Genomic DNA, 20,271 nt, shown 5'->3' with positions numbered 1-20,271 from the left:
TAACGAGCGAAGAAATAACCTGCTGATTTTATTTAAACTATTTACCTATGCAGAATCGGCTAAAGATTTCGCCAAGCAAATCATCCGGTGTAAATTCACCGGTAATGCTGTTTAACGCCTCCTGGCCAATCCTGAGCTCTTCAGCCAGCAATTCGGGGGACGAGAGATTATCTACAGCAAACCCTAAATGCGTCCGTACAACCTGCAGCGCATCAAGATGCCTAGCCCTTGCCATAAAGACCCCTTCACCAGTTGCCTGCCATCCAGCAAGCTTCAATAATTGATCTCTAAGCAGCTCGACACCAATTCCCGTTTTTGCTGAGAGGTAAATATGTGCGTCACCGTCTATCATTTCGATTTTAGGTGACTGTTGGTTCAGATCAATTTTATTATGTACCCAGATTTTTGCTAAATCTTGCGGCAATCGCGCTAGAATCGATTTTTCTGCTTCCGTAATACCGTGAGCTGCATCAAGCAATAATAATGCGACATTGGCGTTTTCTAGAGCTCGCCAAGTTCGAGCGATGCCAAAACGTTCCACTTCGTCTTCTGTTTCCCGCAGGCCTGCCGTATCGATAATATGCAAAGGCACGCCATTTATCTGGATGACGTTCTTGATCGTATCTCGCGTTGTGCCCGCAATCGGTGTGACGATCGCAATCTCTTCGCCAGACAACTGATTGGTCAAACTGGATTTACCGACATTTGGCTGGCCGATGAGTACGACCTGAATACCTTCACGCAATAAATTACCTTGCTTTGCTTCTTTGAAAACAGAAGCAAGCTCATCACTAATGTCTTTCAGTTTTTCACTGACTCTGCCTTGCGTAATAAAGTCGATATCTTCTTCAGGAAAATCCAAGCATGCTTCGACATACAAACGCAGATTGATCAGGCGATCAAGCAAGGCATTAATACGAAGAGAAAACTCTCCGGAAAGAGAACGCATAGCACTGCGCGCGGCTTCAGCGGTTGAAGCATTAATGATATCGGCCACAGCTTCAGCTTGCGCAAGGTCTAATTTATCGTTGAGATACGCACGTCGAGTGAATTCACCTGGTTCAGCCTGTCGCGCACCAAGTGCCAGACAACGCGCAAGAAGAAGTTGCATGAGCGCAGGCCCGCCATGCGCTTGCAGCTCTAATACGTCTTCACCAGTATATGAATTAGGCGATGAGTAATAGATCGCGATGCCGCGATCTATTAAGCTGCCGTCTGCTTCTTTAAAACCAAGATAAGCAGCATGACGAGGAGGAGGGCATGCGCCCAGAATACTTGCTGCAATAGATGCAGAGGCAGGGCCGGATACTCGCACAATGCCAATGCCGCCCGAACCGGAGGCAGTGGCGATTGCAGCGATCGTATCGGCGGATACTTTAGCGAACTGCATTTCCTTTCTTCTTGGCTGCAGCTTGCTCTGTAGAGCGATTGATATGCCACTGTTGCGCAATCGATAGGACGTTATTCACCAACCAGTAAAGCACTAAGCCCGCCGGGAAGAAGAAGAAGAATACGCTAAATACGATAGGCATAAACATCATGACCTTGGCCTGAACAGGATCAGTAGGTGCAGGGTTTAATCTGGACTGTATGATCATCGTAGCGCCCATCAGTATAGGCAATACATAGTAAGGATCTACTGCAGAGAGGTCATGAATCCATAAGACGAATGGGGCATGGCGCATTTCAACACTGCCCAACAGTACCCAATATAAGGCGATAAAGACTGGAATCTGCACCAATATCGGCAGGCAGCCGCCCATCGGATTGATCTTTTCAGTCTTATAAAGCTCCATCATAGCTTGCTGCATTTTTTGGCGGTCATCGCCAAATTGCTCTTTCATACGCTGCATACGCGGTGCAAGCTCACGCATATGCGCCATTGAACGGTAGCTCTTGGCCGAAAGCGGATAAAACACCAGCTTGAGCAATATGGTTAACAGAATGATCGCAACACCCCAGTTATGTACGATATCTTCGATAGCCGACAATACCCAGAACAACGGCGAGGCAATAATCGTCAACCAGCCATAATCTACAGTGTACTCAAGCCCCGGAGCAGCCTTGATAAGTTCATCATGCGTTTGAGGGCCCGTATAAAACTTTGCTTCAATTGTTTTAGTGTCGCCAGGCGCAATAGTACCAAGATCACTTTTTGCACCAATCGAGAAAATGTTATCTGTTAGTTTCTTAGAATAGAACTCTCTAGCCAAACCATCTTGAGGTATCCATGCACTGACAAAATAGTGTTGAACCAAGCCAACCCAGCCATCGTTAGTATTCTTCGAAAGGTTGGTCTTCGCCATATCCTTAAAAGATACCTTTTTATATTTATCAGCTTCTGTGAAATAAGCACCACCAGTAAAGGTAGGCATCATTGCGGAGCCTTGATTGGATTCACTGTCATGCACGATCTGGTAATAAACCAAAGGATCAATCGCAACATCACTGTTGTTATGAATCTCATAAGCAACATCAATGACATAACTCTCACGATGGAAAGTGTAGACCTTGTCCACTTGCACACCCGCGCTACCAGTCCAGCTTAAACGCACTTCAAGCGCACTTTGACCTTCCTGAAGGGTGTAGCTATCAGCGCTCGTATTAAAGACGCTCTTATGCGATGGCAAGTCATTACCAACTAATCCCGTTTGTGCCACATACAACACTGGCGACAAGCGATCATCCAACAAAATCAGATTCTCGTCCTTGTTTTCCGTATTCGCTGCACGATGTTTTACTAACTCGATGCGACGCAGATCTCCGCCCACTGTATCGATGTTCACCTTATACAGATCTGTCGCAACCAGAACGTTTTTATCTGTCTGTAATTTGAAACCTGAGTCTTTAGGTAACTCAGCATGTTGAGTTACGGTTTGCGACTTGGTGGATTCGGGGACACTGCTATCTTGTTCTTGCGTAGCGACCGTAGGATCGACCGCTGGGGCATGTTGACGTTGCCAACCATCCCAAAGCATTAGAATTGAAAAAGAGAAAATAACAAAAAGAATCAGTCGCTTAGTATCCATAAATCTCTTATCTAAATATTAATAATACTTCTGCATCATGGTACGGGATCATGTCCACCCGGATGCCATGGGTGACACTTGGATAAACGACGCACACTATAAACTGTGCCATGAATAGCACCATGCTTATTGATCGCATCAATCGCATACTGCGAACATGTTGGCGCAAACCTGCATTGCTGGCCAAAAAACGGGCTCAATGTTAATTGATAAAACCTGATGAGCAAAACCAATAAGCGCGCCATCCTAATATTCCGCTATTCGGTTTTAAGCATCAATTTCGTCAAAACCCGCTTGAACTCTTGTTCAACCGACATATAAACCTTTGCATCAAACGCTCTCTGCGTGCGAATCACCAGATCTACACTTTGCAGTTGATGCCGATGCACTCTAAAAAGTTCACGCAACACACGCTTCATATAATTGCGATCAACCGCCAAACGTGCTGTCTTTTTCCCCACAATCAAACCCAGACGAGGCGAACCTAATTGGTTATATTGATAATGTATTGCAAGAAAATGACCGGATAACCGTTTGCGGAAATTAAAAACGGATGAAAAATCATCCGTTTTAATTAATCTTGCTTGGCGTGGGAACTTAAAATCAGTCAAGCTAAGTATTTGGCTAAGCTGGATTCAGATATCAAATCAAGCAAAACCGAAAGTCGTCACAAATCTAAACTGCTAAGCGAGCACGACCCTTGGCACGACGCGCAGCGATAACAGCGCGACCACCACGAGTTTTCATGCGCACAAGGAATCCATGGGTGCGAGCACGACGAACTTTCGAAGGCTGGTAAGTACGTTTCATAATAATCTCCGATTACTTCTGTGCGTTTCTAAACAAAGGGCGTAATTTAACCTGATTTAACAGTACATTGTCAATGTTTATTTAACAAATCACTTGCGATCTAATTTATGTCTCAAGCCTGTGGATAAGTTTTCACAAACACGCTAGAATGAATTCACAAGCCAATTGAAAATCAGGCGCTATTCTAGAACCTATCATTGAATAGGAAAATCTGAGAATAGACCATCTGAGTTTTGCTTGGCATCAGGGGCTCGAAATATAAAAAATATGACTCTTCGAGCAAATACCATTCTTACTATCAGTTGAGGTATCGGGCAACCGATGGAAAATTTTTGGTCTATTTGTCTTGGACGCTTTGAGAAAGAGCTGTCAGCACAACAATTCAACACCTGGATTAAACCCCTGCATTTTGAAGCCCAAGAGGGATCAATGCGCCTGCTCGCACCTAACAGATTTGTGCAGCAATGGGTAAAAGACCGGTTTTTAAACCGTATTCAGACTTTAGCTGAAGAGCTATTGCCCCAGCCCGTAGAAATTGAACTAGCGCTTTTAGAGAAAAACCATAAGAGCCATGCGACAAAAGTTGAAAAGTCCCTCATTCTGCCCGAGGTAATCGCAGGTATACCGTCATCAGCAGCTGACAATGACTCAGCCACGAAAAAGCCTGCCAAAAAGAGCAAGCCGCACCAGATTGAATCAAACGGGCTTAACCCTTCATTTAACTTCAACAATTTTGTAACGGGTAAAGCCAACCAGTTAGCTCGCGCTGCTGCATTACAAGTAGCCGAGAATCCGGGCACTGCTTACAACCCATTATTTATTTACGGCGGTGTCGGATTAGGTAAAACCCATTTGCTACAAGCCATTGGCAATCATTTAAAGCTTCAACGACCAGACGCCAAGATCCGCTATTTACATGCTGAGCGCTATGTCTCTGATGTAGTTAAAGCTTATGAACACAAAGCTTTTGACGAATTCAAACGGCAATACCATTCATTAGACTTATTGCTGATCGATGATATTCAATTCTTCGCCAAGAAGACGCGAACACAAGAAGAATTCTTTTATGCATTCAACTCCTTAATTGAAGCTAAAAAACAGATTATTATTACCTGTGATACCTACCCTAAAGAAATTGTGGATGTCGATGAACGGTTAAGAACTCGCTTTAGCTGGGGCTTAACGGTAGCTGTTGAGCCGCCTGAGCTAGAAATGCGGGTGGCGATTTTATTAAAGAAGGCGGAAGAGGCTAAGTTCCTATTACATGAAGATGTGGCTTTCTTTATTGCCAAGCAGGTGAGATCAAGTGTAAGAGAGCTCGAAGGCGCATTGAACAGGATCGTTGCCATGGCCAAGTTCACCGGCCATGCGATTGATGTCCATCTCGCGAAAGAAGCACTTAAGGATTTGATTGCAGTACGTGGTCGCCAGATTACGATTGAAAATATACAAAAAACCGTGGCAGATTACTATAAGATTAAAGTCGCCGAGATGTATAGTAAAAAGCGTTCGCGTAATTTTGCCCGGCCAAGACAGATCGCCATGGCATTAGCCCGTGAATTGACTAATCATAGCTTTCCTGAAATAGGGGAGGCCTTTGGTAGTAGGCACCATACAACCGTCATGCATGCCTGTGATGAGATAGAAAGCTTACGCCAGAATGATACGAATCTGGCACGTGATATCGGTTTTCTAACACAAGTCATCAGGGACTAGTTAGGTGCAGGATAAGCTGTGTATGAAAATGTGGTTTACCTGTGTTTTTCATATACGCGTAAAATGATTAACATTTAATCCACAGTAAACTGTGTAGTTATACTTAAGCAGTTTTTAATACTAAGTAAATGATTATTAATATTTTATTAAATAATCAACAGATTTAACCAACATTATTATTACTATTAATTTAAATACTATATTTAGACTATAAAAGATGAATATCAAAATAAACCGTGAAACTTTACTTAAACCACTTTCATCCGTAAGCAGCATTGTTGAAAGACGGCATACATTACCGATTCTTTCCAATCTGCTAGTTGAAGCTAAAGATGAAAAAATCGTATTAACGGCAACTGATCTGGAAATGCAAATTTCTTTAGCTGTGCATACCGACATTGGCGGTGAGTTATCGACCACGGTTTCAGCTAAAAAACTGGTCGATATCTGTAGATCGTTGCCTGAAGACGCTGAGATCACAATGACGACTACTGATAGTCGAATTCAGGTAAAAACCGGTAAGAGCAGATTTAACTTACAAACCTTACCTGCAGCAGATTATCCGGTGATGACCAAAGCTGTTGGTGGTGTTAGCACAACGGTTACCATTGCTCAGAGAAACCTGAAGAAATTATTCAAACAGGTTGAGTTTGCAATGGCGCAACAAGATATTCGCTATTATTTGAATGGTTTATTGTTTGAAGTATCAGGTAATCGTTTAAATGTTGTAGGTACTGATGGGCACCGCTTAAGTTTTACATCAACGGAGCTCACGCAATCTTATGAAAAACAGGAAATCATCCTGCCAAGAAAAACGGTTATTGAGCTAATCAAGTTACTGGATGAAAGTGACGAAGAAGTCACGATTGAGATCACAAGCGGCCAAGCAAACTTCTCTTTTGGCGATATCCGTTTGATTTCTAAGGTAATCGATGGGAAATTCCCGGACTATACGCGTGTGATTCCAACAGGCCACCAGAATAACTTTACTGTGGATCGAACGACAATTCTGTTATCTATGCAACGAGCATCGATATTGTCTAATGAGAAATATCGCGGTATTCGTATGGTGTTAGGTAAAGATAGTTTACGTTTAATCAGTACTAATAGTGAGCAGGAAGAAGCCGAAGAAGAATTGGAAGTAGCGTATGCTGGCGACTCCCTTGATATAGGTTTTAATGTTACTTACATGATTGATGTATTGAATAACGTAGATAACCAAAACATCATATTCTCATTCGCAGATGCAAATAGCAGCTGCCTCGTTACTGTTCCGGAAGATGACAACTACAAATATGTAGTAATGCCGATGCGCATCTAGATATTAAAAATATTGACCAATGTTTCACGTGAAACCTACAGCAAGATTATTTGAAAAGACAAAGCATGACTGATTACGATTCATCCAGTATTAAGATTCTTGAAGGCCTAGATGCCGTACGTAAACGTCCAGGTATGTATATTGGCGATACTTCGGATGGCAGTGGTTTGCACCATATGGTATTCGAGGTACTAGATAATGCGATTGATGAGGCGCTGGCTGGTCATTGTGACGATATCAAGGTCATTATCCATCCAGATAACTCGATTAGCCTCTCAGATAATGGCCGCGGTATTCCAACAGACATTAAAAACGACGATAAGCATGATCCCAAACGCTCTGCGGCGGAGATCGTGATGACAGAATTACATGCTGGCGGCAAGTTCGACCAAAACTCTTATAAGGTTTCCGGTGGTTTGCATGGCGTGGGTGTATCGGTGGTCAATGCATTATCTGATTGGTTAAGACTGAAGATTTATCGTAACGGCACAGTGCATCAAATGGAATTCAAGCGAGGTGTACCCGTCGCCCCGCTTGCTGTTACAGGAACGACAGAGCGACGTGGCACAGAAGTTCACTTTTTAGCCTCCGTTGAAACATTCGTATTGGTTGAATATCATTTTGAGATACTTGCTAAACGTATCCGTGAGCTTTCTTTCTTGAATAATGGTGTCAAGATCGAATTGATCGACCAGCGTAATGGAAAATCTGAGAACTTTGCTTACTCTGGCGGTGTAAAAGGGTTTGTTGAATACATGAACCGTACAAAAACAGTCTTGCACCCCAAGACCTTTTACGCGATTGGCGAAAAAGACGGCATGACAGTTGAAGTGGCCATGCAATGGAATGACTCCTATAGTGAAACCGTGCAGTGCTTTACCAATAACATCCCGCAACGGGACGGCGGTACCCACCTGACTGGTTTGCGTACTGCAATGACGCGTACACTAAATCAATACATTGAACAAAGTGAGATGGCGAAGAAAGCCAAAGTGGAAACAACAGGCGATGACATGCGCGAAGGTATCACTTGCGTATTATCCGTGAAAGTACCCGACCCAAAATTCTCATCACAAACGAAAGACAAGCTGGTTTCATCTGAAGTGCAACCTGTCGTATCAGAGGTTGTATCCGCCAAGCTTGTGGAATTTCTACAAGAAAACCCCGTTGATGCAAAAATCATCTGTGGCAAGATCGTCGAAGCGGCACGTGCACGTGAAGCGGCACGTAAGGCGCGCGAGATTACACGTCGTAAAGGCGTAATGGATACGATGGGCTTACCGGGGAAATTGGCTGATTGCCAAGAAAAAGACCCGGCTTTGTGTGAAATCTATCTGGTTGAGGGTGATTCTGCAGGTGGATCAGCGAAACAAGGGCGAGATCGTAAGAATCAAGCTATCTTGCCTTTGAAAGGTAAGATTCTCAATGTAGAAAAAGCACGTTTTGACAAACTACTCGGCTCTCAGGAAATCGCCACGCTTATCACCGCTCTTGGCACAGGGATTGGTAAAGATGATTTTAGTGTAGAAAAGTTACGTTACCACCGCATCATCATCATGACCGATGCTGACGTTGATGGCGCACACATCCGTACTTTGTTGTTAACCTTCTTCTATCGTCAGATGTCGCAATTGGTCGAGCGCGGGCATATCTATATTGCACAACCGCCACTCTATAAAGTGAAACAGGGTAGAGATGAACGTTACCTTAAGGATCAGCATGAGTTAGATGAATATCTGCTGCAATCCGCGTTAAAAGGGGCTGAGTTGCTTACCCGCGAGGGTGGTGACACGATCAAGGATGAGCCTTTGGCTGCGATTGCCAAGCAAATGGTGCTTACTGAAGCGGTGATTCGCCGGATTTCATCCCTGTATGATGAGAGCGTGTTACGTGCGATGCAAGATTTGGGCGAAATCAGTTTGGCGGATGAAGCAAGTGCACAGTCCGCCGCTGGTAAGTTACGTCCTATCCTAGGTGCTATCGGCTCTGAAGTTATCGTGGCTTTTGATCAGGAAATGGGCGCATATCGTCTTGAGATCAATAAATATGTGCATGGTAACTTGCAAAGTTGCATTATTGATGCTGAATTCATGGGTAGTGGCGATTATCGTCAGATCAGCCGTGTATCTGTGATGCTGCAAGACCTGTTGGGTCAAGGCGCTACTATTAAGCGTGGTGAAAAAGAACAATCAGTCAGCACCTTTAAGCAAGCGTTGGATTGGTTACTTGAAGAAGCCAAACACAACTTGAATATTCAGCGCTATAAAGGATTGGGTGAGATGAATCCTGGGCAGCTTTGGGAAACTACAATGGATCCTCAAGTGCGCCGTTTGCTCAGGGTACAGATTGATGATGCGATCGCTGCTGATGAGATATTTACGACCTTAATGGGCGATCAAGTTGAGCCAAGGCGCGCTTTCATTGAAAGCAATGCTTTGGGTGTTAATAACCTAGATGTGTAGCAAATAGCTGGTGACAGCGTCCGCGATAGAAATCATTGCAGCGATTGTTTTTGGGGTCGCGCTATTACATACGTTTAGTGCTAAATCTATCGAGGTGCTTGCGCACAAGTACCCGAGACATGCCGGTTTAATGCATTTATTGGGCGAAGTAGAAGTCGTTTTTGGTTTTTGGGCTTTTATCTTAATAGGTTTGATGGCGCTTATCGCTGGTGGTAGTGAGGCGTTGAGTTATGTTGAGTCGCGTCACTACACTGAGCCTCTCTTTGTTTTTGTGGTGATGGTTGTTGCCGCTTCACGCCCAATTCTGCTTATGGTGCAGCGTGCCATACTTCAAATTGCTCGTTTTGTTCCTTTGAATAACTTAGTCGTCCAGGTGTGGCTGGGGCTGGCTATCGTACCTTTACTCGGTTCTTTGATTACAGAACCTGCCGCGATGACTTTGGCAGCATTGATTTTGGCACCGCTTGTGTTCAAACCGGAGATGCCAGAGTGGCTTAAATACGCAACTATCGGCGTGCTTTTCGTGAATGTCTCTATTGGCGGAACATTGACCGCATATGCTGCTCCGCCCGTCTTGATGGTGGCCGCGACCTGGCAGTGGGATACTGTATTTATGGCAACGCAACTGGGTTGGAAGGCTACGATTGCTGTGCTGATCAATGCTAGTGTCATGACGTTTATGTTGCGACGTTATGTGCGTGGCGTTGCCGTGAAGCAAGATGAGGCTAAAAATACAGTGCCTCTCACCGTCAGTGCAATTCACCTATTGTTTTTGGCTGGTGTCGTGATGTTTGCTCACCATATGGTCATTTTTATCGGGTTGTTTATGCTATTTCTAGGCTTTACCCAAGCCTATGAGCGTTACCAAAGTCCGCTGATTCTTAAAGAGGGTTTACTGGTTGGATTTTTTCTGGCGGGCTTAGTCGTCTTGGGCGGTATGCAGCAATGGTGGCTTCAGCCCATTGTCTCAAGATTAGAGCCCACGGCCTTGTTTTTTAGTGCCGCCCTGTTAACCGCTGTGACGGATAATGCGGCCCTGACGTATTTAGGCTCATTGATTACAGGGATTTCGGATGAGGCAAAATATATGCTGGTGGCTGGCGCTGTGGCTGGCGGTGGACTGACTGTGATTGCTAATGCGCCTAACCCGGCAGGTGCCGCGCTTCTGAAAAATGGATTTGCAGATCAATCAATAGGAGCCGGTGGTTTGCTGCTGGGCGCATTACCGCCTACCATTGTTGCACTGCTTATGTTTTTGCTATTTTAAGATTTTTTTGCATGTAAAAGCTGCAAAAGAAGCATCACTTTTGGCTTGATCTTCCGTTTTTTCATCTAGTTATTCTTTCGAAGATTTCGATGGTTTTCTTTTATTAAGATTTCGCGTGGATTGGATGTATTCCATCTGTTTGATTAGCTTCGTTGGGTAGTGCCCAGTATGGGACTATTTAATTAGGTTCGGGTAAGTAGCTGGGGATTTTTCACACTAAAATTAGGTCATAAACTAATAAGGCGCATCCATTTTTCTTTATAATTGATCACTATTTTTACTTGAGCTTGTGGCTCAAGCTAAACGGTTTTCTGAAAAATCATATTAATGTTATTGCTGGAAAATACTGAAGGTCATTATGCAAGAAACTAATCTAGTCAGCCCGTTAAGCAATGCATCTCTTCAGTTAGAAATCGCGGAGTTAATGGTTCAATCATTAAATCTGGAGGTTGCGCCCGAGGAAATTCTATCGGATTCCCCATTGTATGGTGATGGGTTGGGCCTTGATTCTATTGATATCTTGGAGGTTGCCTTGGTTGTTTCAAAACGTTATGGACTGCAACTAAAAGCCGATAACGAGGATAATCACAAAATCTTCAGTTCTTTAGGTAGTCTGACCGAGTACGTCGCCAAGCAAAGAACGCGTTAATGCCGGAAATAAACCGTATTGCCCGTTTGTTTGGCATTGCGGCCATGGGGCTGATTTATGCGGTGTTGGTACATTGCGTAAATGTATCCGGCCAACCTAGCACACTAGGCGTTGTTCTGGCGGTTTTTCCGATATTGGCTATTGGTCTGGCAATGGTGGCACGTTCTGGATACCGTGTTGCCGGTATTGCGCTATTTCTTGCTACGCTTATTGTTACCGGGCTTGCCTGGCCTTTAGTCGCACGCCACACCGGTTTTATTTTCTGGGTGCAGGATGTCAGTCTGCAAATCATTCTGCTGTTAACCTTTGGCCGTACACTACAGTCTGGCCATACCCCTATTTGTGTTGAATTTGCCACTATGATGCATGGCCCGCTCTCACCCAGACACCAGCGCTATGCCCACCTGGTCACTATAGCATGGGTGATATTTTTTGGTGTGATGGCAGGTATCTCAACGCTCTTGTTTTTCATGGCGCCATTAGCAATCTGGTCGATTTTCGCTAACTTTATGATTTTGCCTTTGACTGCACTCATGTTTGCGCTTGAATATCTGGTACGCCGAATTTTGTTACCTGATGTGCCACCCGGCCATATTCTTGATGCAGTGCGGGCTTATCGCAATGCTTCCACTCGTGCGCACTGATGCCTATGGGTGATTTAGGCTTTTCCGCCCAGTATCCGCTGGTCAGTCATCAGTCAGTCGATGAAATAGTTGCATGGCGTAAAGGCGTTGCAATCACGGTTGCGCAGTTTTTGGAGGATGTCGCACAACTTGCTGCGTTCATGCCAACTGGCAAATATTTACTGAACATCTGCTATGATCGTTATCACTTCACAGTAGGCTTGGCGGCAGCTATTGTGAGTGGAAAAGTCAGTTTGTTACCGCCTAACCACACCCCTGAAATGGTGAGGCAACTGAAGGATTTCGCGGCGGATGTATTTTGTCTGCACGACAGCGCCAACTGCACGATTGGTTTACCGCTGATGCTTTACCCAGCAGAGCGCGATATACCCCCAAGAGAATTAACAAAGCGAGAGATACCAGAAATAGATGCGCTACAACAAGTCGCCATCCTGTTTACCTCTGGCACTACGGGGCGTCCATTGCCACATTCCAAATGCTGGGGTGCGCTGGTACGCAATGTAAGAGCGGAAGCTGAATGCTTGGGTTTATTGAATGATCGTTCTTATGCCATTCTCGGCACGGTTCCACCGCAACATATGTACGGGCTTGAATCCACAGTGATGGTGGCGCTGCATAGCGGCAATGCATTGGTTAGTGGGCATCCGTTCTATCCTGCTGACATTTGCGAAGCTATCCAGATGCTGCCTGTACCGCGTGTACTGGTTTCTACGCCTGTGCATATGCGTTTGTTGTTTGAATCAGAACTTGATATAGCAGAATTGGCTTTAGTGGTTTCGGCAACTGCACCACTATCACCGCAACTGGCATTAGCCATAGAAGCAAAAACCCAGTGCCCATTGATTGAAATCTACGGCAGTACCGAGACTGGCCAGGTTGCTAGTCGTCGCCCGACACAAAGTGATGAATGGCAGTTATTGCCGGGTGTGCAGCTCACCCAGCGCGGGACTGAGACATGGGCTACGGGCGCGCATATAGAAGTCCCCGTGCCGTTAAACGATGTGATTGAAACCACGCGGGAGAATTATTTCCTGCTGTGCGGGCGTACCTCTGACATTATCAACATTGCGGGCAAGCGCGGTTCACTTGCTAGCTTGAATCATTTATTGAATTCGATACCTGGCGTCTTGGATGGCGCTTTTTTCATGCCGGATGAGATTTCGCATGACCATGTTACCCGCCTAGTCGCCTGTGTAGTAGCGCCTACACTTGATTCGCAAGTGCTTATCCAGGCCTTGCGTGAGCGTATGGACGCCGTGTTTTTGCCGCGTCGTTTGATCTTTGTCGACGAATTGCCACGCAACAGCACAGGCAAACTGCCCCGCGAAGCACTAAAAACACTAATCGAAGCTGAAGTCGGGAAGCAGCTAGCATGAGCACGCAAGTCGACCTCATCATCGCCGCCGACCATCCAGCTTTTGCTGGTCACTTCCCAGGTACACCCATCGTGCCTGGAGTGGTTTTGCTTGATGAAGTATTGCACGCTTTAGTACAAGCCAGCGGCCAACCACTGCAAACTTGCCAGATCAATGCAGTTAAATTCCTCAGCCCCTTAACACCGGGCGAGTCTGCGGTGATCGACTATGAAACCCAAGCCAATGGTGCGATTAGATTTGATGTGCTGGCGGGAATACGCAAAATCGTCACAGGGTCTATCGTTTTGAATGCTTTGCCTTGAACCAGCCTTTGAATCCTGAAACCATACTTGTGACCGAACCTGATACTAAACAAGCAGAAACACAACTTTGGCTTGCATCCAAAGAGCGCAGCAATATGTCGCTGCTGCGCATCATGAGCTGGATATCGCTGAAGATGGGGCGTTCTGTCGGCAGGCTGTTCTTGCACCCAATCAGCGCGTATTTTCTGTTGTTTTCAGCCGCCAATCGCCAAGCCTCATGTGAATATCTGAACCGCGCATTGGCGCGTCGAGCTACTTTTCTTGATTTATACCGTCATTTCTTTTGGTTTGCTTCTACCATCCATGACCGTATTTACCTGATTAATAAACGTTTTGATCTGTTCGATATAGAAATCGTGGGAAAAGAAGCCATCCGCCAGCAACTTGCTGAGGGTAACGGCCTGTTTCTCATGGGCGCGCACATGGGCAGTTTCGAGGTGATTCGCGCGATTGGTCGTCAGATTCCCGATCTGCGTGTGGCCATGACTATGCATGAAGAGAATGCGCAGAAGATTAATGCCATGCTGGCCGCGATCAATCCCGAAGCAGGGCAGGACATCATCGGCCTTGGCCATATTGATTCCATGCTCAAGGTACGCGAAAGACTTGATGATGGCACGGTGGTTGGCATGTTGGCCGACCGTACCTTGGGTGAAGAGATTATGACGCCAATCAATCTTCTCGGCGATGTGGCATTGTTTCCAAATGGCCCGTTTCGCATGGCTGCCCTGTTGCGCAGACCAGTGATGTTCATGGCAGGGGTTTACTTGGGTGGCAACCGTTACCAGATTCATTTTCAACCGTTGGCGGATTTTTCTGATATTCCCACTGGGCAACGCGCTATTGCCATTCAGAATGCGATCACCACTTATGCCAGCCTGATTGAACAACATTGCCGCAAGACACCCTATAACTGGTTTAATTTCTTTGATTTCTGGCGTCCCGCGCAGACAAATAATACGCAATGAGAGTTAAACATATGTCACATAATTCCCCATCACTATTGCGCCTACTGGCCAGCGCAGCCATGGTTTGCAGCCTAACCATGTCTGTAGCTGGCGCAAAAGCTGCGGAAGTGGAGGCTGGCTGGAGCATTGATCAACTGATGCGGACTCTGGCGAAGAACCACAATGGGTATGCCCATTTTGTGGAGAAAAAATCCATCGCTATGCTTGATCAACCAGTTGAGTCGTCCGGCGAATTGTTTTATACCGCACCAGATCATCTGGAAAAGCGTACCTTAAAACCCAAGCTGGAAACCATGATACTTGATGGTAGAACCCTGACACTGGAGCGTGGAAAACAGAAACATCGTTTGCAATTGCAAGACTATCCAGAGATAGCCGCTTTTATAGATAGCATACGCGGCACGCTGGCGGGCGACAGCAAGGCATTGCAACAGACTTACCAATTAAGTCTGCAGGGCGATGCGCAAGACTGGACATTGCTGTTACTGCCCATAGACGCCAAGATGAAAAAGATCGTACAGAGCATCCGTATCAATGGCGCGAATGGTGACTTGCGTACTATCCAGATCACTCAGGCAGATGGCGACAGTTCTGTCATGACCATCGAAAAGATTACTACGCCCTGATGTGCAGAATGAATAACGCATGCTAAGCCTTACGCGACTGAAATCTGCCAAAACAGCCATCGTGCTTTGGCTAATATTCATTCTGGCATGCATCGGTATTATCAGTCATAGTTCGTTTAGCGCTGACCTGTCTGCATTCCTGCCACGGTCACCTACCGCTGAACAACAGTTATTGATGGATCAATTACGTGATGGGTTGGTATCGCGATTAATACTGGTCGGCATTGAAGGTGCCGACGAAGTAAGCCGTGCAAGAATTTCCAAAGCTGTTACGCAACAGTTGCGTAACAATCCAGCGTTTGTCAGTGTAAACAATGGCGAGCCGGTGAATACCGAACGTGACCGCGCCTATCTATTCAATAACCGCTATCTACTGAGCGAAATCGTCACTCCTGAACGCTTTAGCGTATCTGGCCTGCATGCCGCAATTGGCGATAGCATAGACCTGCTGGTATCTCCCGCTGGCTTGCTGGTCAAGTCGCTGTTGCCACATGATCCAACGGGGGAAATGGTGCAGTTATTACAACAATTGGATAATGGCCATCACCCGCAACTGCTTGATGGTGCTTGGGCTTCACAGGATGGAAAAACTGCGTTGCTTTTGCTACAAACCCGTGCCTCAGGCTCAGATACCGATGCGCAAAAACAGGCGATGCAAATTATCCAGCAGGCATTTTCCCAAGCTTCAACGGCGACATCAGCCACATTTGAAATGACAGGGCCTGGCGTATTTTCTGTGACGGCACGCGACAGCATTAAAAAACAGGTCAGATTGATATTTATCATCAGTTCATTACTTATCGCGCTATTGCTCTACCTGCTTTACCGTTCACTAAGTGCACTGCTGCTGGGTTTACTACCCGTCATGACGGGAGTTTTAGCTGGCATTGCGTCAGTCAGTCTTGGTTTCGGTGTCGTGCATGGTATTACATTGGGTTTTGGCACCGCACTGATTGGTGAGGCAGTGGATTACTCCATCTATCTGTTCATGCAGTCCGAGCAGGGCAGGCAGACTGAAGCTAGCCGCCAGCATTGGATTCAACAATCCTGGCCAACGGTACGTCTGGGTGTGTTGACCTCCGTTTTTGGTTTCGCTTCGCTATTGATTTCTGGTTTCCCAGGCCTGGCACAACTAGGCTTGTATGCCATCACGGGTTTGCTTGCCGCTGCTGCCATGACCCGTTTCGTGTTGCCGTATTTACTGCCGAGTGATTTTCGCATCCAGGATGTCAGCCATATCGATCAGTGGCTATCTCGCCAGGCAAAGCGTGTGAGAGCTTTAAAGGCTTATGTGCTGGTTCTGGTGCTGGCCGCATGCACCATTATTTATAGCCATCGGGCAAATTTATGGAATCACGAACTTGCCTCACTCAGCCCTATTTCTGCAGTCGATCAGGCGCTGGATAAACGTCTACGCAGCAATATGGGGGCACCCGATGTGCGTTATCTGGTAGTTGTTTCTGGCGATAGCCAGGAATCTGTATTGGAGGCCGCCGAGCATACGTCAGTACCATTGCAAGCACTGGTCGAGCAAGGTCTGCTGGCGAGCTTTGAAAGCCCTGCGCGTTATCTGCCTAGCCTGAACAGCCAACGTGCGAGGCAGGCTAGTTTGCCTGCTAATGAGGTTTTATCGGCAAGGTTGGTGCAGGCGGTAGAGGGCTTACCTGTCAATGCAAACCGTTTTACACCATTTCTGGCCGATGTTGCAGCCATACGTGAGCAGCCTTTATTGCAACGCGCTGACCTTGAACATACGTCGATGGCGATGGCCGCCGATGCACTATTGATTCACAAAGATCAACACTGGAGTGCCTTGCTACCTTTGACAGCGCCAGAAGGTAGCGAGATCGATGCAGATAGCATCCGTTCTGCTTTAAGTAAAAATGCAGGAGCTGGTGCGCTATTTGTCGACCTCAAAGCCGAATCGAACAAGCTCTACAGCACCTATTTGAACGAAGCGATTGTCCTATCCCTGCTTGGATTACTCGCCATCATCGTTCTATTGCTCGTGGTACTGCGCTCAGCTAGCAGAGTAGGGCGCATCATCATGCCTCTGGCCGCCGCTGTCATTACGGTGACAGCTGGACTTGCCTTATGCGGTGTACAGCTGATTATCCTGCACCTCATTGGTTTGCTGCTGGTCGTTGCTATCGGCTCTAATTACGCCCTGTTTTTTGATCAGGCTTATGTCATGCCCAAGATGGCACCGTGCACGTTTGCCTCGTTGCTGTTCGCGAATATCGCGACTGTGATTGGGTTTGGTTTGTTGGGCTTTTCTACCGTGCCGGTGCTACAGGCCATGGGCATGACCGTTGCTCCGGGCGTTATTCTTGCCTTGGTATTTTCAGCCATATTCGCCAGGAGAAACCATGCGCATACTGACTGATCGATATCAGCTTCAACAACCTGCGCCTGCACTGCTGATTCTGTTGCCAGGCGCTTACGGTATACCAGAAGATTTTGTAGGCTATGGTTTTGTCAGTGCCTTGCGTGCGCAGCAATTGCCCATGGATATCGCCATGCTGGAGTTGCCGTTTAACCAAGTAGCTGATGATAGTTTGCTGGCTGAAATTCACGATCAGTTGGTACAACCAGCGTTAGCTGCTGGCCAAACTGTCTGGCTAGCAGGGATTTCCATCGGTGGCTATCTGGCCATGGCCTATGCGGAGCGCTATGCAAACGAGATTGCTGGTATGTTTTTAATGGCGCCCTATCCGGGTAATCGCATGACCACCAATGAAATAATGGTGGCAGGGGGTTTAACCAGTTGGAATCCAGAAGATGGTGCTGCAATAGATACCGAGCGCCGTATTTGGCGCTGGCTGAAAGAGAGCGCTATTCTCAACATGCCAATACATCTGGGAATAGGGCAGGATGACCGCTTTTCTGCAGGTCACCGCATGATGGCGGCAGCATTGCCACCAACCCATGTTGATAGCATCTCTGGTGGTCATGAATGGGTGATATGGAGACAGTTATGGCAGAATTTTCTGGATCGCCAGTTTATACAAGAATCTTTAAGCGAATCTTCTCAATTGCAGGGTGACCCGCTTTGATTAAGCAGAATCATTCACGACCATGGCAACCTACCCGCTTTATATGGGCGACCTTTGCCATCCATCTCTGGGGTCTGCTGATGCTGATTGCATACCCAGATCGATGGCATTGGGTGGTTGGGGTGCTCATTGCAAACCATCTGATCATTATGCTGCTTGGGCTTTGGCCGCGCAGTCATTGGTTGGGCGAGAACTGGACAACATTACCAGCAGCAGCCATCGCCCGAAATGAAATTGCCTTTACCATTGATGATGGTCCCGACCCTGTGGTGACGCCACAGGTGCTGGATATACTTGATCAATACCAGGCAAAAGCAACCTTTTTTTGTATAGGCGATAGAGCGCTAAAATATCCAGATATCTGCCGTGAGATTGTGCACCGTGGGCATGCCATCGAGAACCATAGTCAAAGGCACTGGCATACTTTTTCGCTGTTGGGTTTGGCTGGGTTTAAGCGTGAATTAGAAGCTGCGCAGAACACACTAAGTACAATTACTGGGCAAACACCCCGATTTTTTCGGGCACCTGCTGGTTTACGTAATCCGTTTCTGGAGCCAGTATTGGCCAAACTGGGCTTACGCCTCGTCAGCTGGTCGGTAAGGGCTTTTGATACCAGAGTAGGCAACGCCGATAAAGTGAAAAACAAGCTGATAAGTGGCCTAAAACCAGGCGCTATTTTGTTATTGCACGACGGTAATGCCGCACGTACCAGCGATAATGTACCTGTTCTGCTTGCCGCATTGCCGACTGTATTAGATGCAGCCGTTGCCCTAAAACTGAAATTTGTGACCCTGAGCCAAGCCGATGATGACTCTGCCCTTTAAACTGTGCCTAATGATTAGAGAATACGCTTGAAGCCATTATTACTTTCCCATTTTACGGTCACTAGCGCCATCGGCTGTGGCGTACAGCAAACGCTGGCGTCTATGCGTGAGCAACGCTCTGGCCTGACCCCATGTAATTTTGATACAGTGGATTTACCGACTTTTATCGGCGGAGTTTCTGCGGTTGATACAATTCAGATGCCCGATAGACTGGCCGATTTTGATTGCCGCAATAACCGCTTGGCACAACTTGGGTTGGAGCAGGATGGGTTTGCCGATGCGGTCAAGGCCGCGGTTGCCAAATATGGCGCATCGCGCATTGGTGTGTTCATGGGCACCAGTACTTCCGGCATTCTACAAACGGAGTTGGCCTATCGACGCCTTGATCCTGTGACGGGCGCTTTGCCGTCAGATTTTGTTTATGACAAAACCCAGAATACCTTTTCAGTCGCTGATTTTACGCGCCAGTATTTCGGCCTAAAGGGTCCGGCAGTGGCGATATCATCTGCATGCTCATCCAGCGCCAAAGTGTTTGGTTCTGCACGACGCATGATAGAAACCGGCCTGATTGATGCCGCGGTGGTTGGTGGCGTAGATACGCTGTGCCTGACCACTTTATATGGCTTCAACTCGCTTGGTCTGTTATCCACTCAGGCTTGCCGTCCATTTGATATTGGGCGTGATGGTATCTCGGTAGGCGAAGCAGCGGCTTTTGCCTTGCTAGAGCGCGTCCCAGATAATTCAGCAAGTGATGCGGTGCTACTACTCGGCATAGGCGAATCCAGCGATGCTTACCATATGTCCTCACCCCATCCTGAGGGGTTGGGAGCTAGGATGGCGATGGAAGGTGCGCTGAAAATGGCTGGCCTGGAAGCGCGAGATATTGATTACATTAACCTGCATGGTACCGCGACCCAGAGCAATGACGCGGCCGAGAGCAAGGCCGTGAACGCGGTGTTTGGCAACAAGACGCCATCGAGCTCTACCAAAGGCGGTACTGGGCACACCTTGGGGGCTGCAGGTGGCGTAGAGGCCGTTATTTCTGCCTTGGCGCTGCAACATGGCTTAATGCCGGCGGGATTGAATACGCGTGAACTCGACCCAGCCTTGGGTGTGAATTATTTACTGGAGAACCGTGAGCAAAAGATATCGCGTGTGCTGAGTAATTCCTTCGGATTCGGTGGCACTAATTGCAGCCTAGTATTTGGACGGGCTAATTAA

The 20,271-nt window shown here is 46.8% G+C and carries 19 protein-coding genes; 14 read left to right on the top strand and 5 right to left on the bottom strand.

From position 1 onward, the window contains the following. Positions 1 to 37 precede the first annotated feature (37 nt). The 5 genes from mnmE to rpmH all read right to left on the bottom strand — a co-directional run bounded on the left by mnmE (position 38) and on the right by rpmH (position 3,839). The gene (gene mnmE / locus A7981_RS00345) at positions 38 to 1,390 is read right to left on the bottom strand and encodes a tRNA uridine-5-carboxymethylaminomethyl(34) synthesis GTPase MnmE (RefSeq protein WP_067262414.1); all 1,353 of its coding nucleotides are present in this window, start codon (positions 1,388 to 1,390) and stop codon (positions 38 to 40) included. Continuing rightward, the gene (gene yidC / locus A7981_RS00340; protein WP_067262411.1) at positions 1,377 to 3,029 is read right to left on the bottom strand and encodes a membrane protein insertase YidC; all 1,653 of its coding nucleotides are present in this window, start codon (positions 3,027 to 3,029) and stop codon (positions 1,377 to 1,379) included. Before yidC ends, mnmE begins: the two co-directional genes overlap by 14 nt. 35 nt (positions 3,030 to 3,064) lie before the next feature. Then, positions 3,065 to 3,274 (bottom strand): membrane protein insertion efficiency factor YidD, encoded by a 210-nt coding sequence (gene yidD, locus A7981_RS00335; RefSeq protein ID WP_067262408.1) that lies wholly within the window; start codon positions 3,272 to 3,274, stop codon positions 3,065 to 3,067. 12 nt (positions 3,275 to 3,286) lie between these two features. Beyond that, the gene (gene rnpA, locus A7981_RS00330; protein ID WP_067262404.1) at positions 3,287 to 3,640 is read right to left on the bottom strand and encodes a ribonuclease P protein component; all 354 of its coding nucleotides are present in this window, start codon (positions 3,638 to 3,640) and stop codon (positions 3,287 to 3,289) included. Between the two features lie 64 nt (positions 3,641 to 3,704). Continuing rightward, positions 3,705 to 3,839: a 50S ribosomal protein L34 gene (gene rpmH / locus A7981_RS00325; protein WP_045751845.1), complete on the bottom strand. Its 135-nt coding sequence runs from the start codon at positions 3,837 to 3,839 to the stop codon at positions 3,705 to 3,707. A 321-nt stretch (positions 3,840 to 4,160) separates the two neighbouring features. Between rpmH and dnaA the strand changes: the two genes are divergently transcribed. The 14 genes from dnaA (at position 4,161) to A7981_RS00255 (ending at position 20,271) form a co-directional block, all read left to right on the top strand. Then, a complete protein-coding gene (dnaA, locus tag A7981_RS00320; protein ID WP_067262401.1) occupies positions 4,161 to 5,555 on the top strand; it encodes a chromosomal replication initiator protein DnaA in 1,395 nt (464 codons plus the stop codon). A 217-nt stretch (positions 5,556 to 5,772) separates the two neighbouring features. Beyond that, complete coding sequence (gene dnaN / locus A7981_RS00315) at positions 5,773 to 6,876, top strand: DNA polymerase III subunit beta (protein WP_067262397.1); 1,104 nt, start codon at positions 5,773 to 5,775, stop codon at positions 6,874 to 6,876. A 65-nt stretch (positions 6,877 to 6,941) separates the two neighbouring features. Beyond that, positions 6,942 to 9,338, top strand: a complete 2,397-nt coding sequence (gene gyrB / locus A7981_RS00310) for a DNA topoisomerase (ATP-hydrolyzing) subunit B (RefSeq protein WP_067262395.1) — start codon at positions 6,942 to 6,944, stop codon at positions 9,336 to 9,338. 10 nt (positions 9,339 to 9,348) lie between these two features. Then, complete coding sequence (locus A7981_RS00305) at positions 9,349 to 10,605, top strand: putative Na+/H+ antiporter (protein WP_174545128.1); 1,257 nt, start codon at positions 9,349 to 9,351, stop codon at positions 10,603 to 10,605. 358 nt (positions 10,606 to 10,963) lie between these two features. Further along, positions 10,964 to 11,254, top strand: a complete 291-nt coding sequence (locus A7981_RS00300; protein WP_067262391.1) for a phosphopantetheine-binding protein — start codon at positions 10,964 to 10,966, stop codon at positions 11,252 to 11,254. Further along, the gene (locus A7981_RS00295; RefSeq protein WP_067262388.1) at positions 11,254 to 11,898 is read left to right on the top strand and encodes a hypothetical protein; all 645 of its coding nucleotides are present in this window, start codon (positions 11,254 to 11,256) and stop codon (positions 11,896 to 11,898) included. Before A7981_RS00300 ends, A7981_RS00295 begins: the two co-directional genes overlap by 1 nt. A gap of 5 nt (positions 11,899 to 11,903) precedes the next feature. Beyond that, positions 11,904 to 13,274: an AMP-binding protein gene (locus A7981_RS00290; protein WP_067266302.1), complete on the top strand. Its 1,371-nt coding sequence runs from the start codon at positions 11,904 to 11,906 to the stop codon at positions 13,272 to 13,274. Then, entirely contained in the window at positions 13,271 to 13,576 is a 306-nt protein-coding gene (locus A7981_RS00285) for a hypothetical protein (RefSeq protein WP_067262385.1), read from the top strand. Before A7981_RS00290 ends, A7981_RS00285 begins: the two co-directional genes overlap by 4 nt. Continuing rightward, a complete protein-coding gene (locus A7981_RS00280; RefSeq protein WP_254258456.1) occupies positions 13,573 to 14,544 on the top strand; it encodes an acyl-CoA synthetase in 972 nt (323 codons plus the stop codon). The genes A7981_RS00285 and A7981_RS00280 overlap by 4 nt, the downstream gene beginning before the upstream one ends. Positions 14,545 to 14,555: 11 nt before the next feature. Beyond that, positions 14,556 to 15,170 carry a LolA-related protein gene (locus tag A7981_RS00275; protein WP_174545127.1) on the top strand — a complete coding sequence of 205 codons (615 nt, stop codon included), beginning with the start codon at positions 14,556 to 14,558 and terminating at the stop codon, positions 15,168 to 15,170. Between the two features lie 19 nt (positions 15,171 to 15,189). Then, positions 15,190 to 17,556: an MMPL family transporter gene (locus A7981_RS00270; protein WP_067262377.1), complete on the top strand. Its 2,367-nt coding sequence runs from the start codon at positions 15,190 to 15,192 to the stop codon at positions 17,554 to 17,556. Further along, entirely contained in the window at positions 17,540 to 18,226 is a 687-nt protein-coding gene (locus A7981_RS00265; RefSeq protein ID WP_067262375.1) for an alpha/beta fold hydrolase, read from the top strand. The genes A7981_RS00270 and A7981_RS00265 overlap by 17 nt, the downstream gene beginning before the upstream one ends. Next, positions 18,223 to 19,050 carry a polysaccharide deacetylase family protein gene (locus A7981_RS00260; protein ID WP_254258454.1) on the top strand — a complete coding sequence of 276 codons (828 nt, stop codon included), beginning with the start codon at positions 18,223 to 18,225 and terminating at the stop codon, positions 19,048 to 19,050. The genes A7981_RS00265 and A7981_RS00260 overlap by 4 nt, the downstream gene beginning before the upstream one ends. Positions 19,051 to 19,077: 27 nt before the next feature. Further along, the gene (locus tag A7981_RS00255; RefSeq protein WP_067262372.1) at positions 19,078 to 20,271 is read left to right on the top strand and encodes a beta-ketoacyl-[acyl-carrier-protein] synthase family protein; all 1,194 of its coding nucleotides are present in this window, start codon (positions 19,078 to 19,080) and stop codon (positions 20,269 to 20,271) included.

The organism is Methylovorus sp. MM2 (assembly GCF_001648895.1).
Taxonomy (GTDB): Bacteria; Pseudomonadota; Gammaproteobacteria; order Burkholderiales; family Methylophilaceae; genus MM1.
Note: the sequence above shows the minus strand (reverse complement) of the source record. Positions and strands in the feature narration are given on the sequence as shown.

Excerpts from the sequence above, each read along its gene's own strand:
- mnmE (WP_067262414.1), bottom strand. The coding sequence starts at position 1,390 with ATGCAGTTCGCTAAAGTATCCGCCGATACGATCGCTGCAATCGCCACT.
- A7981_RS00300 (WP_067262391.1), top strand. The coding sequence starts at position 10,964 with ATGCAAGAAACTAATCTAGTCAGCCCGTTAAGCAATGCATCTCTTCAG.
- dnaA (WP_067262401.1), top strand. The coding sequence starts at position 4,161 with ATGGAAAATTTTTGGTCTATTTGTCTTGGACGCTTTGAGAAAGAGCTG.
- A7981_RS00290 (WP_067266302.1), top strand. The coding sequence starts at position 11,904 with ATGGGTGATTTAGGCTTTTCCGCCCAGTATCCGCTGGTCAGTCATCAG.
- yidD (WP_067262408.1), bottom strand. The coding sequence starts at position 3,274 with ATGGCGCGCTTATTGGTTTTGCTCATCAGGTTTTATCAATTAACATTG.
- A7981_RS00270 (WP_067262377.1), top strand. The coding sequence starts at position 15,190 with ATGCTAAGCCTTACGCGACTGAAATCTGCCAAAACAGCCATCGTGCTT.
- gyrB (WP_067262395.1), top strand. The coding sequence starts at position 6,942 with ATGACTGATTACGATTCATCCAGTATTAAGATTCTTGAAGGCCTAGAT.
- A7981_RS00265 (WP_067262375.1), top strand. The coding sequence starts at position 17,540 with ATGCGCATACTGACTGATCGATATCAGCTTCAACAACCTGCGCCTGCA.
- dnaN (WP_067262397.1), top strand. The coding sequence starts at position 5,773 with ATGAATATCAAAATAAACCGTGAAACTTTACTTAAACCACTTTCATCC.
- rpmH (WP_045751845.1), bottom strand. The coding sequence starts at position 3,839 with ATGAAACGTACTTACCAGCCTTCGAAAGTTCGTCGTGCTCGCACCCAT.
- A7981_RS00275 (WP_174545127.1), top strand. The coding sequence starts at position 14,556 with ATGTCACATAATTCCCCATCACTATTGCGCCTACTGGCCAGCGCAGCC.
- yidC (WP_067262411.1), bottom strand. The coding sequence starts at position 3,029 with ATGGATACTAAGCGACTGATTCTTTTTGTTATTTTCTCTTTTTCAATT.
- A7981_RS00295 (WP_067262388.1), top strand. The coding sequence starts at position 11,254 with ATGCCGGAAATAAACCGTATTGCCCGTTTGTTTGGCATTGCGGCCATG.
- A7981_RS00285 (WP_067262385.1), top strand. The coding sequence starts at position 13,271 with ATGAGCACGCAAGTCGACCTCATCATCGCCGCCGACCATCCAGCTTTT.